Genomic DNA, 15,207 nt, shown 5'->3' on the forward strand with positions numbered 1-15,207 from the left:
TGCGCATGTCTTTTTTGGAGCTGATGGCCGTGCTGCTGCTGGGTGCCATGCTCTGGTTCTGGTTCGACAGCCTCAAGGCGCGCGAATCCGGCCTGGCCGCGGCGCGACGCGCCTGTCAGCGCGAGGGCCTGCAGTTTCTGGACGAGACCGTGGTCGGTCACGGTTTCAAGTTCGCCCGTGACGACAAGGGGCATCTCGTGCTTCGTCGTGGTTTCGACTTCGAGTATTCGCTGTCGGGGGATGACCGCTACCTTGGCGCAGTGATCATCGAAGGCCACGACATCGTGCTGGTTGACACCACCCAGCATCGCTCCCGTGCCGTCGATTTGATCTGAACTCACGCGCAGCAGGGCTGCGCGCGGGTGCTGGAGTCAGCCCGAGATCGCGTGCAGGAATTCGTTGCGTGCCTGTGCCGAGCGTTCGAACTCTCCGCTGAAGGCCTGCGTCACCACACGTTCATCGCCGCGCCTGTCCTCGCCCAGCAGCAGGCACAACTGCTCGGCTTCGACCACGCAGGCTGCGCCTGCCGCCTTGCCGTGCGCCATCAGCGCATCGGCAATATCGCGCGTCATCCATTCCTGGTAGGTGAAGCGGTGGCCGATGGCATCAACGAGGCGGGCGATGCGACCGAAACCGTGCAGGCGGCCGCCCGGGATGTAGGCGACATGGGCGACGCCGCGAAAGGGTACGAGATGATGCGGGCACACGCCATGCACCGCGATGCCGCGCACCACCACCATGTCGCGGCGTTCGTCGGCAAAGCCCTCGCCCAGCACTTCGGCCGGGTCGAGGTCGTAGCCACCGAGCAGGCGTTTTTGCCATAGCTCACGCACGCGTTGCGCGGTGCGCCCGGTATGCGCCGAGTCGGTCTTGATGCCACAGGCGCCCAGCAGATCGGTGATCGCGCGCTCGAACGCGGGTGCGTCGAACTGGGCGCTGCGCGCGATGCCCACCGTGCGCGGCCGAGCTTGCACAGGGTGATCGTGCTCGGAGTCGTGATCGGAGTTGGAGACGGGGGGGGATGCGCTGTGGCGCACTGATTTCTCGTTTGGCCTGTCGTCTGCTGCCATGCCGGCATTCGCCTTCATCTGCGTTGAATGGCTTCTCATGATACGCGGATCGAACCTGGCGGACCCTTGCGGAGCGGGTTCAGGCGATGAATACCGGGTCCGAGAACACGAGCGTGCCGTCCTTGCGCACCATCAGGTTATTGGCGTTGAGGATGTCAGGCAGTACCTGATAGCTGTCGACGAAATCGGACAGGGCGCGGATCGCGTCCTGCAACTTGTCGCCCACCGCCAGTGGATTCAAGGACATGTGGTAGAGCGCGATGCGGCCCATGTTCACGCCCAGCCTGCTCCACTGCTGACAGCCTGACCAATAGGCCTCGATCAGGCGCAGCGCGAGCTCGGCGGCGGGCGAGCCCTCGGCGAGCGGGTAGAGCTTTTCCATTTCGATCAGGTGCAGCGGGTAGCCTGATGCGGCACGGCCGATGATGCCGTGATCGGCGTGGATGGTGGGAAAGTGTTCGCCACGAGGGCGATCGTCAGCGGTGTACAGAAAGTAGTCGGCGGGCGAACTGACGATCTTGTAGACGCGTTCGCCATCGCCATTGTCGAGCACGATCGAATACTCACCACGACCGATCTCCTTGCGGCCATCGAGCAGCGGGTGCGCCGGAACGGGGTCCGGCAGCAACACGCCTCCACGGCCAAATTGAACTCTGGCTGCAGCGAGATCGATCATGGCGGCCTCCGTCTTTACGCCATGATGTTATAGCCAGCGTCCACGAAATGCACGCCGCCGGTGATCAGGCGACCGGCGTCAGACACCAGGAAGGCGGTCAGCGCGCCGATGTCCTCGGGCGTGACCAGCGCACGCATCGGCGAACGTTCAACTGCCGTTGCCATCAGGCCGTCGAAACCCGCAATGCCCGAGGCGGCACGCGTCATCAGCGGACCGGGTGACACGGCGTTGACGCGAATGCCCTTGGGGCCGAGTTCGGCTGCCATGTAGCGGGTGGCGGCTTCCAGTGCGGCCTTGCACAAGCCCATCACGCCGTAGTTGGGAATGACCTTCTCGGAGCCAAGATAAGTCATCGTCACCAGTGCGCCGCCGCCTGCCTTCTCCAGCAAAGGCTCGGCTTTTTGCGCGAGGCGCACGAAGGAGTGGGTGGAGACGTCCATCGCGAGCGCAAAACCGTCAGCCGAGATGTCGACCACGCGGCCGTGCAGGTCGTCGCGCTTGGCAAAGGCCATGCTGTGCAGCGCGAAGTCGAGTTTGCCGTGGCGCGCCTCGATTTCGGCAAAGGCCGCATCCATGGTCTCGGGTCGGGTCACGTCGAGCAGGAACACATCCTTCACGCCGAGACGGTGGATCACCGGTTCGATGAAGGCGCGGGTCTTGTCGTTCTGGTAGGTGATGATGAGCGTGGCGCCGGCAGCGGCGCAGGCTTCGGCGACGCCGGTCGAAATCGATTTTTCGTTGGCAATGCCGGTGATCAGACCGACCTTGCCCTGCAGGTTGACGATGGGGTTCATGCAGGATTCCTTGTGGTGGAGGCGTTGGTTGTGCGGCGCACAAAATCTCGCCGGCGTACTGGACGGCAATAATCTTTAAGTGTTTCGTGACTTAGCTGACAGGCGTCCAGGTGTGGGTTTGGAGTATATTCCGCATTGCAGCATTCAAGACCCGCTGCCTTACGCCTAATTGGCACAGAGAGTGCAACATGACACGCAACACATACATTTTCATGGACTTCGATGGCGTCACCCACCCTTGGGGTGAGGTTGAGGACTTTCGTTGCCTGCCGCTGATCGAGTCGGTCGTGCGCGAATTTGAAGAGGTGCGGGTGGTCATCTCATCGGACTGGCGCATGCTGTTCTCCATGCAGAAACTGCTTGCACGTTTCGCCGAGGACATCCGCGAGCGCGTCGTCGGGGCGACCCCCCACATGCTGCCCAAGAGCGGCGCCGAACTGCATGGTCTGCGCGAACGCGAGGCCATGCTATGGCTCGCCCAGCACGACGCGGACGGCCGCAATGCGGCCTGGTGCGCCATCGATGACGCACCAGGCAACTGGATGACGCGCTCACGATTGCTGCTCACGGATTTCAAGCGCGGTTTCATCGAAGAGGATGCGATCGCCTTGCGCCGCACCCTGCAAACCTTCAGTGACGGGCTCGAGCTTTGCCCCGACATCAGGCTCGCGCCCTCGCTGTGGGAACGCAACATCGCCTGAGCTTGCTGGCGGCGCGTGCTCGGCGCGCACGACAAGCACATTGCTTCGTCCTCTGCCGCTGTGCACAATGAGCGCCCATTTGCCATGATGGTGCCGCCATGACCGCGCCCGAATCCGCCCTTCCCTCCGACTGCCTGGCTGTCCATGCTGACGGCCAAACCCAACGCCAGGCTGCTCACCTCGCGCAGGATGCGTTCGCACGCGTGTTTCGCCTCAGTGTGGGCGAGACCGATGAGGTGCGCCACCGTGGCGTGGGGCAGCTGCAAGGCGAACTTGAACAGTGGGCGGTGGCGGGTGCGGACGATGAGTCCCGCGCACTGCGGCGTGCCCTGCTGCTCAGTGGCATGGATCACTGGGGCGTGGCGTGGAGCGAGGCTTTCAATCTCGTCGCCATTCCCGGCCTGAGCGAGCTCATCGGCGCCTTGCGTACCGGGCTGGCGGTGCGCGATGAGGCGCGCTTCCTGCAACAGTTCGAGGCCATCACCCGCACCGAAGGCAACGCCATCGACTTCAAGGTCGAGTTGCGCCGTGGTATTCATCTCGCCCTGTGGCACTCCTCCATCGCCACCGAGAATCGTGACCAGGCGCTGCGCCTTGCTGGTCAGCTCGGCGGGCGGCTGCTCGGGCTGACACGCGAAATGCCGACCGTCGGCTGGCGCCTGGTGGCCGACGCGCTCGCCTTCATCCAGATTCGTTGCCTGGCCGACGGGCTTGCCGCCGAGGGCGTGGGCCAGGAGGCCACGCAGGCACTGTTCGCGGCGCTGAGCCGCGAGCTGCCCAAGGCGCAGCGTGAGGTGATCATGGCGCACGCCGCGCGTGCCGTGCTGGCCTGGCAGCAGGCCAGCCGTGCTCCAGAGCAGATCCACTGATGGCGCTCAAGGCAACGATCTTCAAGGCCGACATCCAGATCGCGGACATGGACCGGGCGCATTACGCCGACTACAGCCTGACCCTGGCACGCCACCCCTCCGAAACCGACGAGCGCATGATGGTGCGCCTGCTTGCTTTTGCGCTCTTTGCCCACCCCGCGCTGGTCTTTGCCAGGGGTTTGTCCGTCGATGACGAACCTGGCCTGTGGCAGCTGGATCTGACCGGCAGGATAGAGCGCTGGATCGACGTCGGTCAGCCCGATGAGAAGTGGCTGCGCAAGGCCTGTGGGCGCGCTGATGAGGTCGTGGTGCTGAGCTACGGTCGTGGACTCGACGTGTGGTGGAACGGCGTGCGTGAGAAGCTGGCGCGCCAGTCCTCGCTGCGCGTCATCGAGATTGCGCGCGAGGCCAGTGCGGATCTGGCGCGCCTGGCCGAACGCTCGATGCGCTTGCAGTTCAGCATCCAGGACGGTGGCGTGTGGGTGACCAACGGGCGCGACAACGTACAAATCGAGCCCAGGTGGCTGCAGGGCGGTGAGCGCAGCTGAGCGTGCGCGCGGAGCGGTGCGCACGGGCGTTTGCACGGCGCTCAGGGTCAATCCGCAAGGTAGTCGATGATGGCGGTGGCCGTGGTGCTCGGGTCTTCCTGCATGAAACAGTGCCCGCCGGGCAGGACTTGCTGACTCACAAGCGGGTTGCGCTGTGCCCAGCGCGCTATGGCGCGCGCGGCGAAGGGGAATGTGTCGGCGCCGCGCATGACCCGTGTGGGCGTGCTGATGCGCGCCAGTGAAGGCCACAGGCGACGTGGATAGGAGCCGAAGATTTCGGCCTCGCGCGCGGGTTGGCACTTGAGCTCGACACCGCCGCCGGGGTGGTCGCGCAAGGCGTGGGTGACATAGGCCTGCAGCGCATCTTCGTGCCAGCCGTGGAACATGCCGCGATTGCGCAGGTTGTCAGCCGCCTCCTTACGGTCCCGCCAATGGTGACGACGCCTGCGCGCGCGGCTTGCGAGCTGATTGCGTGAGTACAGGCCAATGACGTCGGACAGGGCCATCAGCCCTATCATCGCCGGTGGAAACAGCACCGGATCGAGCATCACCGCACGATCGAAGGCATCCGGCGCGCGCGCCAGCATCAGCGCCGTCAGCACCGAACCGAAGCTGTGACCGACGGCAAAAACGCGCACCTCACCGAATTGATGCTGGTGCGCGTGCCATGCCTCGAGCGCGTATTCTGCGCTGCGATTCCAGCCCACGAAGCGGCCACCATGATCACTGTCGCCATGGCCCTGGATGTCGGACAGGAAGAGGTCGAAGTGTGCGCCCAGGCGCTCCAGCAAGGGCGCATAGCTCAGGCCGCAATAGCCATTGCCATGCAGGAAATGGATCAGCGGCCGGCCGCTGGGCGGCGTGTGCACACCGCGCACGGTGTAGCCGGCAGGCGTACGGTGGGACCAGGGATGAAACTGCATCGGTGAGGGCTCAAGGTGGCGGGGCGAAGCTGGGCGCATCGGTGTCGGCGCTCGCCGTGTACCAGCTCATCCAGCCGGGGATGTGTGTGGGCGGCATGGGGCGCGCGATGCCGAAGCCCTGGCCGAGATGGCAGCCGATATCGATCAGGGCCTGAGCGTGCTCCATGGTCTCGACCCCTTCGGCGATGACCTCTCGGCCGAAGGACTGTGCCAGATGCACCACGCTGAGGACGATCGCCCGATCGTCGGCGTCGGTGAGCATGTCGCGCACGAAGCTGTGGTCGATCTTGAGCAGGTCGACCGGCAAGCGGCGGAAGTAGGCGAGCGAGGCGTAGCCGGTGCCGAAGTCGTCCAGTGCCAGGCGTACGCCGAGCGCACGGCAGGCGGTGAGCACCTCGAGCGCGCTATGCATGTCGGTGATCGCGGTTGATTCGATGATCTCGATTTCCAGGCGGTCGGGGGCGATGGCCGGGTGCTGTGCGAGGGCGTCGCGCAGCGATCGGACAAAGCCGGGCCTGAGCAGATGGCGTGCACTGACGTTCACCGCGACCGGCAGATCGAGCCCCAGCGCTCGCCAGCTGTCGATCTGTTGCAGCGCGCTGCGGATGACCCACTCGCCGAGCTCCACTTCGAGTTCGCTGCCTTCGATTGTGGGCAGGAACTCGCCCGGCGCGAGCATGCCGCGTTCGGGGTGTTGCCAGCGCACCAGGGCCTCGACCCCGATCGGGCGCCCTTGCAGCATGTCGACCTTGGGCTGGTAGTGGAGCACGAACTCGCGCGCTTCGAGCGCCTGAGCGAGGCGGCGCAGCAGTTCCTGCTTTGCCTGCAAGGACAGCTCGACGCCGGCATCGAACAGTTGCACGCAGTCGCGTCCGCGCTGCTTGGCGAGATACATGGCCTGGTCGGCGTGACGCAGCAAGGTGTCGGCGTCCGAGTGGTCCTCGGGGTAGAGGGTGACGCCCACGCTCGCCGATACGCTGACGTCTTCGCCGCGCAGGCGGACGGGTTTGCGCACCTCATCGAGGATGCGTTCGAACACCGCGTCGCTCTCGAGGTCTCCCAGCAACAGCACGAACTCGTCGCCCCCCAGGCGGGCGACCGTGTCAACCTTGCGCAGCATGGACTGCAGCCGCGACACGATCTGCACCAGCAGGTGATCTCCTGCCTCGTGACCGAACTGATCGTTGATCGGCTTGAAGCCGTCCAGATCGAGCATGCACACCGCGAGCGTCTGCCCGCTGCGCTCCGCGCGGGCGATGGCGTGCTTGAGGCGATCATCGAGCAGGCGGCGGTTGGGCACTCCGGTGAGGGGGTCGAAGTGGGCGATGCGATCGAGTTCGTCGGCATGCGCCTTCAGGCGACTGATGTCGGAGAACACTGCGACGTGATGGATCAATTGCCCGTGTTCGTCCTTGACACAGGTGATGGACAGGGATTCAGCGAAAATCTCACCGTTCTTGCGGCGGTTCCACACCTCGCCGCGCCAGTGGCCACGCTCGTTCAGGCTGCGCCACATCTGGGCGTAGAACTCGTGCTCGTGGCGACCTGAGTTGAGCAGCGAAGGCTTGCGGCCGAGCGCTTCTTCGCGACGGTAGCCGGTAATGCGGGTGAAGGCGGGGTTGACGTCCACGATATGGTTGGTGCTGTCGGTGATCATGATCGCGTCGTAGCTATTGGTGAACACGCTGGCAGAGAGCCGCAGCATTTCCTCGGCCAGCTTGCGCTCTGAAATGTCCTGATGCGTGCCGACCATCAGCAGCGGTTCGCCGCTGGGCGTGCGTGAAACGAGGCGGCCGCAGTCGTACACCCAGATCCAGTGCCCAGCCTTGTGTCGCATCCTGACTTCGATGCGATAGTCCGTCAGCTCGCCTTTCAGGTGACGCGCCACCAACGCGTTCGAGCTTGCGATATCGTCGGGGTGCGCGAAGCGGCGCCAGATTTCGATGGAGATCGGCTCGAGCTCTGCAAGCTCGTAACCCAGCATGTTGGCCCAGCGCGCGTTGAGCGTGAGTTCGCCGCTGGACACGTTCCACTCCCAGGTGCCGACTTGTGTCGCCGCGATGATGTTGCCCAGGCGCTCGCGCTCAAGCTCGATCGTCGCTGCAAGCGCGCGCGCGCGGCGGTGAGCCAGACTGAGCTGACGATTACCGCGGGCCAGCCCGAGTGCAAGCACGATGATGATCAGTACGGCCGCAGTGAGGGCGGAAATCCACTCCGGGTAGCGCAACAGAACATCGCGCCAGGTGAACACGGGCAGGCTGTCGAAGGGGGTCACGCGCAGTGCGCGCATGGCGCTTTCAACTTGCGTGTAATCGGCCGGGATGGTGAAACCGTGGATGCCTGCCGCACGTAAAACCGGGTCGTTGGGCTCCAGGCTCAGCAGCTGTGCGGCGATGCGGCGCGCGAGCTTCTCCTCGACATGAGGCAGGGCGACGACCGGCCACTCGGGATAGAGGCGGGTGGAAACGGCATAGGGGAAGTCGGGATGATGTTGTTCGTTGAGCACGCGCAGGCGTGAAGGATCGATGCGTCCTTCCTGGGCGAGTTGCTCGAGCACGCCGGTGCGGATGAAGCCCGCGTCCACCTCACCCTTCAGTACGGCGTCGACCACCGCATCGTGCAGGTTGGAGCCGGATTCGAGTTCGATCTGGTCTGGCCCGATGCCCGCTTCGAGCAGCTCGTAGGCTTGTGCGACGTATCCGCCGAGGAAATTCCGGTTCGGGGTGGCGACCCGCTTGTCGCGTAGATCGGCAAGCGTGGTGAGCTCAGTGCGCTCACTGCGCACGATGATGACGCCGCCCAGGGTCGATTTCGGCCTGCCCTGATGCATCGTCACCACGGTTGCCAGGACGCCCGAAAGGACATTCTCGCTGCGCAAGGCGATGAAGTGCGTAGGGTTGGTGAACACGACGTCAAGTTCGTCCTTGCGCAGCGCCTGGGTGAACTCGCTTGAATCCAGGATGCGCAGGGTGAGCGCGGTGTCTGGCAGTGCTGCGGCGAGCGACTCCGCCAGCGGGCGCCAGGCCTGCTCCATGACCGGCTTGGGACGGTAGGCGAGTACGCCGAGAACGAGTTGTTGCGCGGCCTGAACCGGTGAGGCGAGGCTGGAAAGCAGCATTGCCAACAGCAGGATGAACCGGATCATGATGCGTTTATGCTGGCTGGCTCGGTTTGACTTGAGCGGGCGCTCGATTTGAAAGCCGGTTTCGAAGCACACCGCCACTGGAGCTCAGTGCGCTGATCGTGTGTGCTGGAGAAGACAGCTGCAAGGCCTTGCGGCGGTGATGCGTGGGGGGCGGTCCGCAGGCAGGGGTAGCCCATTCCTGCCTGCGGACAGCGTTCATTTCTCAGTCGTCCTTCTTGCGGCGCGGCTTGGAGGCGGAGTAAGGCGGATTCGACGGCCGCGCGGCCGGCTTGCCTGTGGTCGGGCCGTTGCGCTCATCACGGCGCTCTTCGCGGCGGGGGGCGGCTGGAGATTTCGTGCGATCGCGCTCCCAGGCGCCGCGCTGGGTGTCGCTCGCGGGGCGGCTCGGGCGCGACTCGAAGTCCGCCTTGTGCCCGAAGTCACGCTTCTTGTGCCAGCCGCCCTCACTGCGTTCGCCCTGCGGCGCGGCGTCGCGTGGCGGGCGGCGGCGTTCCGGGGTGGCAGCGGCCTCGGCTGCCGACAGCGGGCGAATGTTCAGCGCCATCTGACGCACACGGGTGCGCTTCAGGATGGCAAGCAGCTCGTCGGGCAGATTGGCGGGCAGCTCGACCGTGGAGAAGTCGTCGAAGAGGTGGATCTGGCCGATGTACTTGCCTTCGATGCCACCTTCATTGGCGATGGCACCGACGATTTCCTTCGGGCTCGCGCCCTGGCTGCGGCCGACTTCGATGCGATAGCGCGCCAGCGCACCATCGGCAAAAGAGCGTCGCCGCGAGAGGATCTCGTCACGGTTGGGGCGTGGCGTGCGTTCGCGTGCGGCCCCGGTGGTGAAATGTTCTTCGCGCGGTGCGCGGCCGCCGCTGCTGGGCTCGGCGGTGGCCAGGTCCCAGCCACGCCCGGATTGTTCGAGCTGCAAGGGGCGCTCGCGCTGGGCGAGATAGGCGAGCGCGGCGGCAATTTCATGTACGTCGAGTTCGTTCTCTTCGGCGAGGCTGTTGACCACGTCCATGTAGAAACCGAGCTCCTGCGCATTCACCGTTTCGACCACCTGGCGCTTGAACTGGGCGACGCGCAGATTGCTGACCTCCTCGCTGCTGGGCAGCGCAATCGGGGTGATCGGCTGCCGGGTGGCGCGCTCGATCATCTTCAGCATGCGGGTCTCGCGCGGCGCCACAAACAGGATCGCGACCCCCTCGCGTCCGGCACGGCCGGTGCGGCCGATGCGGTGCACATAGGCCTCGGTGTCGTACGGGATGTCGTAGTTGATGACGTGACTGACGCGCGGCACGTCGATGCCGCGTGCGGCCACGTCAGTGGCGATGACGATGTCCAGGCTGCCATTCTTGAGCTGCTCGATCACGCGCTCGCGCAGACCCTGGGTCATGTCGCCATTGAGCGCCGCCGCTGCATAGCCGCGCGCGGCGAGCTTGTCGGCGAGCTCTTCGGTGGCGATCTTGGTGCGCACGAAGACGAGGGCGGCGTCGAAGCTTTCTTCGGCGTCGAGGATGCGGGTCAGGGCATCGAGCTTGTCCACCCCGCGCACCAACCAGTAACGCTGGCTGGTCTTGGCAATGGTGGCGGTGGCGCTACGGATCTTGACTTCTTCGGGCGCGCGCAGATGGCGGCGGGCGACCTCGCGGATCACGTTCGGCATCGTCGCCGAAAACAGCGCGGTCTGGCGGTCTGCCGGCGTGTGCTCGAGGATCCAGTCGACGTCGTCAATGAAGCCCATGCGCAACATCTCGTCGGCCTCATCGAGCACGATGGCCTTGAGCGCATCGAGCTTGAGGCTTTCGCGCTCGAGGTGGTCCATCACGCGCCCCGGCGTACCGACGATGACCTGAGCGCCGCGCGAGAGCTGGCGCAACTGCACCACCATGCTCTGCCCGCCGTAGATCGGCAGCACATGGAAGTTCTTCAGGTGGCGCGCGTATTTGGCGAAGGCTTCTGCGACCTGGATCGCGAGCTCGCGCGTCGGCGTCAGCACCAGCACCTGCGGCCGGGTATCGGACAGATCCAGATTGGCAAGCATCGGCAGGGCGAAGGCTGCGGTCTTGCCGGTGCCGGTCTGGGCTTCGCCCAGGATGTCGCGTCCGGCGAGCAGCAGCGGAATGCACGCGGCCTGGATGGGTGAGGGCGTCTCATAACCGACGTCGGCCAGAGCGGACAGCAGGGCTGCGGGCAGATTGAGGTCGGAAAAGCGCACAGCGGCCCCCGGGCTGGCGGATTCGGGGCTGGCGGAGTCAGGCTGAGTGGATTCGGTCATGGCAGTCGTGCCGCGCGAGCGGCGATGTGCAGCGGCGCTGCGAAGTCGCGATTATCGGCGATTCCGGCGCAGCAAATGAAGAATGTGGCTTGTGACCACAACGGGGGTCGGCATGCGGGGTGTCGGCGGCCGGACATCGTGCAACGCACGCTGCAAAAGCAAAAACGCGGCGCAAGGCCGCGTTCTGGATCAATCGAAGGACGTCGGTGACGTCGTATCGATTACAGCGGGCGGATGTTCGCCGCCTGCAGGCCCTTCGGGCCGGTCTTGACTTCGAATTCGACGCGCTGGTTTTCGGCCAGGCTCTTGAAGCCCTTGCTCTGAACTTCAGAGAAGTGGGCGAACAGGTCGTCACCACCGTTTTCCGGGGTGATGAAGCCGAAGCCCTTGGCGTCGTTGAACCACTTGACGGTACCGGTTTGAGTGCTCATTTGCGTTCCGTATAAAAAATGATTGGGCTCGCGCCCCAAAGTGCAGGAACGATCAAGAAACGTAATCCAGAGGAATCAGACCGGCACGCGTTCTCGTAGAACACGCTGGGTAACCACCAGAACAACCACTGCTTGAATCGACTGCGAAGCGGACGATACACGTTTTCAGGTGTCCGGGGAATATTTTTTGTGCCGAAATTCGCACCCTTCGTGGCCTGTCGTGGTAAGCCTGCAAAGGCCTGTCGGCAAGGCCTCATGCATGTTCTGCGCAGCGCCACTGCTAAGGGATAATGCAGGCAACTTCAACGTGGTGATTCCAGCATGCCCATACAGTGGTTTCCCGGTCACATGGCCTCGGCGCGTAAAAAAGCCGCCGAGGCCATGGCGGCCATCGACGTCGTCATCGAGGTCGTCGATGCACGCCTGCCTGCGGCCAGCAGCAATCCGATGATTGCGCAATTACGGCAATTCCGTAATCGGCCCTGCCTCAAGCTGCTCAACAAGTCCGACCTGGCCGACCCGGCAGCGACACAGGCGTGGATGGATTTCTACAATCGTCAGCCTGGCGTCAAGGCGGTCGCCATCTCGGCGAAGAGCGCGGCCGAGGTCGCGCGCGTGCCCGCTCTGTGCCGACAGCTCGCGCCGCATCGCGATGACGGCACCAAGCCTCTGCGCATGATGATCATGGGCATCCCCAACGTCGGCAAATCGACGCTGATGAATACGCTGCTCAAGCGCAAGGTCGCCAAAGTCGGCGACGAGCCCGCAGTCACCAAGCATCAGCAAACGCTGGATCTGGGGCCAGGCATGACCCTGACCGATACGCCGGGGATGATGTGGCCAAAGATCGACTACGATCCGGACGGCTACATGCTGGCGGCAAGCCATGCGATTGGCCGCAATGCCGTCATCGACGAAGAGGTGGCGAGCTTTCTGGGCGGCATCCTGCTCGAGCGCTACCCGGCCCTGCTGGCGGCGCGCTACCGCATCGAGCCTGCGGCGCTCGATGCCCCAGCGTTGATCGAGGCCATCGGGCGTCGGCGTGGTTGTCTGGTCAAAGGCGGGGGGCTCGACCTGGAGAAGGCGTCCCTCATCCTGTTGCAGGATTACCGCGACGGCGCGCTCGGGCGCGTGAGCCTGGAGACACCGCAATCGCGTGCGCAGATGATCGCCACGGTTGATGCCGCGCGCGCCGAAGCCGTGCCGGACGATCAGAGCGTGGATGAGGATGAGGACGATTGAGCCTGGGTTGTCGCGCAGGCACGCTAAGCTGTGCTCGTGATGCGGACCCAGCACCGCCACTGACCACAGGCATTGCGCGGACCGCGCAGCGAACCATGCCAGGGGCCCTCATGACAGGCGCCGCGGCTGTTCGTCGGGTCGAGCTCCACCGTGCTCCCATCCTCGCCCAGCGTGCGCTGCCCGCCCCAGCGGTTGCAGGTGGGGCAGCGGCGGAGTTCAGCGAGCAGTGGCGCGGTCATGGGGGTGGCCCGGATGGTCGAGGACGGCATGGTGATGGATGGTGCAATGATAAGCAGCTCGCGCCGTACTTGAGCGTGCGGGCCGAGCACGATCGAGATTGCCTGTCAGCGCGCTTCTTTTTGTGGGTTTTGTCGAAAGTGCTTGTATTGATGGTCTAGATTGTTTATAGTTCTGTTTCTCCGACGCGGGGTGGAGCAGTCTGGCAGCTCGTCGGGCTCATAACCCGAAGGTCGCAGGTTCAAATCCTGCCCCCGCAACCAAAAAAAGTCATTAAAGCCAATCACTTAACGGTGGTTGGCTTTTTTGCGTTTGGGTGTCGTGGGCACGGTGTTCATCTTGTGCCCAGAGGGGGGCACGCCGGTCGGCGCTTGGAGTTCTGAGCGCAGGCACACACGGCTCTTGTTGCCCGTGCCGTCATGCTTTCTTGCCAAGCCAGGGGGGCTTCATGGGGCTTTTAACTCCCCTTTGGCTGCGCTATTCCTCGTTGCTGGCAAGCGTGCTGGAGTTCTCGTCACCCGTCGTTCTATCGGGGATGTATTCAAGAAGTTCACCCAGCGAGCAATCCAGATACCTGCACAGTTCGTTCAGGACGTCGAGTTCGAGTCGCTCCGCGGTCTCGTGATAGAGACGGGTGAGCGTTCCGCGATTGAGACCAGTCATGGCATACTGCATGAAACGTCAACGAGGATTCTGACAGTGCCCGCCACTGCTTCTGCCGATCTCTCCCGCCTGGGTCAGGGCACCCGGCTGCATGCCGGCAAGGTATTCCGCCGCAAGGACCTTGCCGCCTCGCTGCCCAGTGTGGACCGCGAATTGGGCAGGGCGCTCAAGGCTGGCCTGGTGCGCCGCGTGGCGCAGGGGCTGTACTACGTCCCACGGCACACCCCCTTCGGCGAAGTGCCACCCAGAGAGGAGGAACTGGTCCGCAGCTTTCTCGACGATGACCACTTCCTGCTCTTCAACCCCAGCGTGTATAACAGTCTTGGCCTGGGCACCACCCAGCTTTACCGCAGCAGCGTGGTGTACAACCACAAGCGCCATGGCCTCTTCACGCTTGCCGGGTTCGAATTCGATTTTCGCGTCAAGCCGCGCTTTCCTGCGCGCGATCAGGTCAGCCGCGAATACCTGCTGGTCGACATGCTCAACAACCTCGACCAGCTCGCTGAGGACCCGGATGTGCTGCTCGTCGCCGTGCGTCGCAAGCTCGATAGCTTCGACGCCGCACGCCTGGAGCAGGCGCTGCGCGACTACGGCTCGGCCCGCACACGCCGCCTGTTTCGCCAATGGATGAGCGAGCACGATGCCCAGGGCTGAAGCTGCAACGCCAGTCGTGGGCTTCCTGCACGAGCACCCCAACTTCGTGGACTTGCTGCGTCAACTCGCCCAGCAAACCGGCATCGCCACCTACCTGATCGAAAAGGACTACTGGCTCATGCATGGCCTGTGGGCCTTGCAACAGCAAGGCTGGCAATTCCAGCTCAAGGGCGGCACCTCGCTGTCCAAAGGCTTTGGCATCATCCAGCGCTTCTCCGAAGACATCGACCTGCGCATCGAGCCGCCCGCTGGGCAGCAGGTGAAGACCGGCAAGAATCAGGACAAGCCCGCACACATCAAATCGCGCCAGCAGTATTTCGATTGGCTGGCGACCGAGATCCGTGCCCGCCCGCTGCCCGGCTTCGAGTCGGTCGAGCGCGATACCGAATACGACGACCCCAAATGCCGGGGCGCCGGCATCCGCCTGCATTACCCGGTGCTTACCGATTACCTCCCCGGCATCAAGGAAGGCATCTTGCTCGAGGTCGGTTTCGACGACACCGCGCCCAACACCCCCTGCCTGATCAGCGCCTGGGCAGTCGATGCCGCGCTCTCCAGCCCGGTGCAGGTCATCGACAACCGGGCGGTGGATGTGCCGTGCTACAGCCCGGCCTACACCTTCGTCGAAAAGCTGCAGACCGTCTCCACCAAGTTCCGCCTGCAGCAGGCCGCTGATCCTGACGCACCCTTCCCGAAGAACTTCCTGCGTCATTACTACGACTTGTATTGCCTGCTGGCCCACCCCGAGGTGCTGGCCTTCATCGGCACGGCGGAATACGCGCTGCGCAAGCAGCAACGCTTCCGGAGCGGCGACGAACTCAACATCGCGCGCAACCCGGCGTTCACCTTGATCGACCCGGCCGTGCGAGCGCGCTACCAGCACAAGTACGAGGAAACTGCCGGTCTCTACTACGCCGGCCAGGTGCCGTTTGCCACCATCCTCGCGCGCATCGCCGAACACATCGACCGTCTCTGAGCCATGGACAAA

The 15,207-nt window shown here is 64.3% G+C and carries 15 protein-coding genes and 1 tRNA gene; 8 read left to right on the forward strand and 8 right to left on the reverse strand.

Annotation, left to right across the window (positions count from 1 at the left end):
• The first annotated feature begins 5 nt into the window (after positions 1 to 5).
• Positions 6 to 335, forward strand: a complete 330-nt coding sequence (locus M622_RS22950) for a DUF3301 domain-containing protein (RefSeq protein WP_021247907.1) — start codon at positions 6 to 8, stop codon at positions 333 to 335.
• Between the two features lie 36 nt (positions 336 to 371).
• Here M622_RS22950 and folE read toward each other — a convergent pair whose 3' ends face one another.
• The 3 genes from folE to fabI all read right to left on the reverse strand — a co-directional run bounded on the left by folE (position 372) and on the right by fabI (position 2,540).
• Positions 372 to 1,070: a GTP cyclohydrolase I FolE gene (folE, locus tag M622_RS22955; protein WP_088178567.1), complete on the reverse strand. Its 699-nt coding sequence runs from the start codon at positions 1,068 to 1,070 to the stop codon at positions 372 to 374.
• 79 nt (positions 1,071 to 1,149) lie between these two features.
• Positions 1,150 to 1,746, reverse strand: coding sequence for a hypothetical protein (locus M622_RS22960; protein ID WP_021247909.1), 597 nt, complete (start codon positions 1,744 to 1,746; stop codon positions 1,150 to 1,152).
• A gap of 14 nt (positions 1,747 to 1,760) precedes the next feature.
• Positions 1,761 to 2,540, reverse strand: coding sequence for an enoyl-ACP reductase FabI (gene fabI, locus M622_RS22965; protein ID WP_021247910.1), 780 nt, complete (start codon positions 2,538 to 2,540; stop codon positions 1,761 to 1,763).
• A gap of 188 nt (positions 2,541 to 2,728) precedes the next feature.
• Here fabI and M622_RS22970 point away from each other — a divergent pair, with 188 nt between their 5' ends.
• From M622_RS22970 to M622_RS22980, 3 genes are all read left to right on the forward strand, one after another.
• Positions 2,729 to 3,241 carry an HAD domain-containing protein gene (locus M622_RS22970; RefSeq protein ID WP_031346169.1) on the forward strand — a complete coding sequence of 171 codons (513 nt, stop codon included), beginning with the start codon at positions 2,729 to 2,731 and terminating at the stop codon, positions 3,239 to 3,241.
• 98 nt (positions 3,242 to 3,339) lie between these two features.
• On the forward strand, positions 3,340 to 4,110 hold the full coding sequence (locus tag M622_RS22975; protein WP_021247912.1) for a hypothetical protein: 771 nt from the start codon (positions 3,340 to 3,342) through the stop codon (positions 4,108 to 4,110).
• Positions 4,110 to 4,658: a YaeQ family protein gene (locus M622_RS22980; protein WP_021247913.1), complete on the forward strand. Its 549-nt coding sequence runs from the start codon at positions 4,110 to 4,112 to the stop codon at positions 4,656 to 4,658. The genes M622_RS22975 and M622_RS22980 overlap by 1 nt, the downstream gene beginning before the upstream one ends.
• 47 nt (positions 4,659 to 4,705) lie before the next feature.
• On the opposite strand, the gene M622_RS22985 is transcribed toward M622_RS22980, so the two are convergent.
• From M622_RS22985 to cspE, 4 genes are all read right to left on the reverse strand, one after another.
• Entirely contained in the window at positions 4,706 to 5,581 is an 876-nt protein-coding gene (locus tag M622_RS22985; protein ID WP_021247914.1) for an alpha/beta fold hydrolase, read from the reverse strand.
• A 10-nt stretch (positions 5,582 to 5,591) separates the two neighbouring features.
• A complete protein-coding gene (locus tag M622_RS22990; protein ID WP_031346171.1) occupies positions 5,592 to 8,726 on the reverse strand; it encodes an EAL domain-containing protein in 3,135 nt (1,044 codons plus the stop codon).
• Between the two features lie 202 nt (positions 8,727 to 8,928).
• Positions 8,929 to 10,992: a DEAD/DEAH box helicase gene (locus tag M622_RS22995; RefSeq protein WP_021247916.1), complete on the reverse strand. Its 2,064-nt coding sequence runs from the start codon at positions 10,990 to 10,992 to the stop codon at positions 8,929 to 8,931.
• A gap of 221 nt (positions 10,993 to 11,213) precedes the next feature.
• Positions 11,214 to 11,423 carry a transcription antiterminator/RNA stability regulator CspE gene (gene cspE / locus M622_RS23000; protein WP_021247917.1) on the reverse strand — a complete coding sequence of 70 codons (210 nt, stop codon included), beginning with the start codon at positions 11,421 to 11,423 and terminating at the stop codon, positions 11,214 to 11,216.
• Positions 11,424 to 11,744: 321 nt separating this feature from the next.
• Here cspE and ylqF point away from each other — a divergent pair, with 321 nt between their 5' ends.
• Both ylqF and M622_RS23015 read left to right on the forward strand, forming a co-directional pair.
• Positions 11,745 to 12,665, forward strand: a complete 921-nt coding sequence (gene ylqF / locus M622_RS23005; RefSeq protein ID WP_052028661.1) for a ribosome biogenesis GTPase YlqF — start codon at positions 11,745 to 11,747, stop codon at positions 12,663 to 12,665.
• 423 nt (positions 12,666 to 13,088) lie between these two features.
• Positions 13,089 to 13,165: transfer RNA gene (locus tag M622_RS23015), tRNA-Met, on the forward strand.
• A gap of 214 nt (positions 13,166 to 13,379) precedes the next feature.
• On the opposite strand, the gene M622_RS23020 is transcribed toward M622_RS23015, so the two are convergent.
• Positions 13,380 to 13,565 (reverse strand): helix-turn-helix domain-containing protein, encoded by a 186-nt coding sequence (locus M622_RS23020; protein WP_217995297.1) that lies wholly within the window; start codon positions 13,563 to 13,565, stop codon positions 13,380 to 13,382.
• Positions 13,566 to 13,601: 36 nt separating this feature from the next.
• On the opposite strand from M622_RS23020, the gene M622_RS23025 reads away from it, so the two are divergent.
• A complete protein-coding gene (locus M622_RS23025; RefSeq protein ID WP_021247921.1) occupies positions 13,602 to 14,219 on the forward strand; it encodes a hypothetical protein in 618 nt (205 codons plus the stop codon).
• On the forward strand, positions 14,206 to 15,195 hold the full coding sequence (locus M622_RS23030; protein ID WP_021247922.1) for a nucleotidyl transferase AbiEii/AbiGii toxin family protein: 990 nt from the start codon (positions 14,206 to 14,208) through the stop codon (positions 15,193 to 15,195). The genes M622_RS23025 and M622_RS23030 overlap by 14 nt, the downstream gene beginning before the upstream one ends.
• Positions 15,196 to 15,207: the final 12 nt, after the last annotated feature.

Origin of the sequence: Thauera terpenica 58Eu (assembly GCF_000443165.1) — a bacterium.
GTDB lineage: Bacteria > Pseudomonadota > Gammaproteobacteria > Burkholderiales > Rhodocyclaceae > Thauera > Thauera terpenica.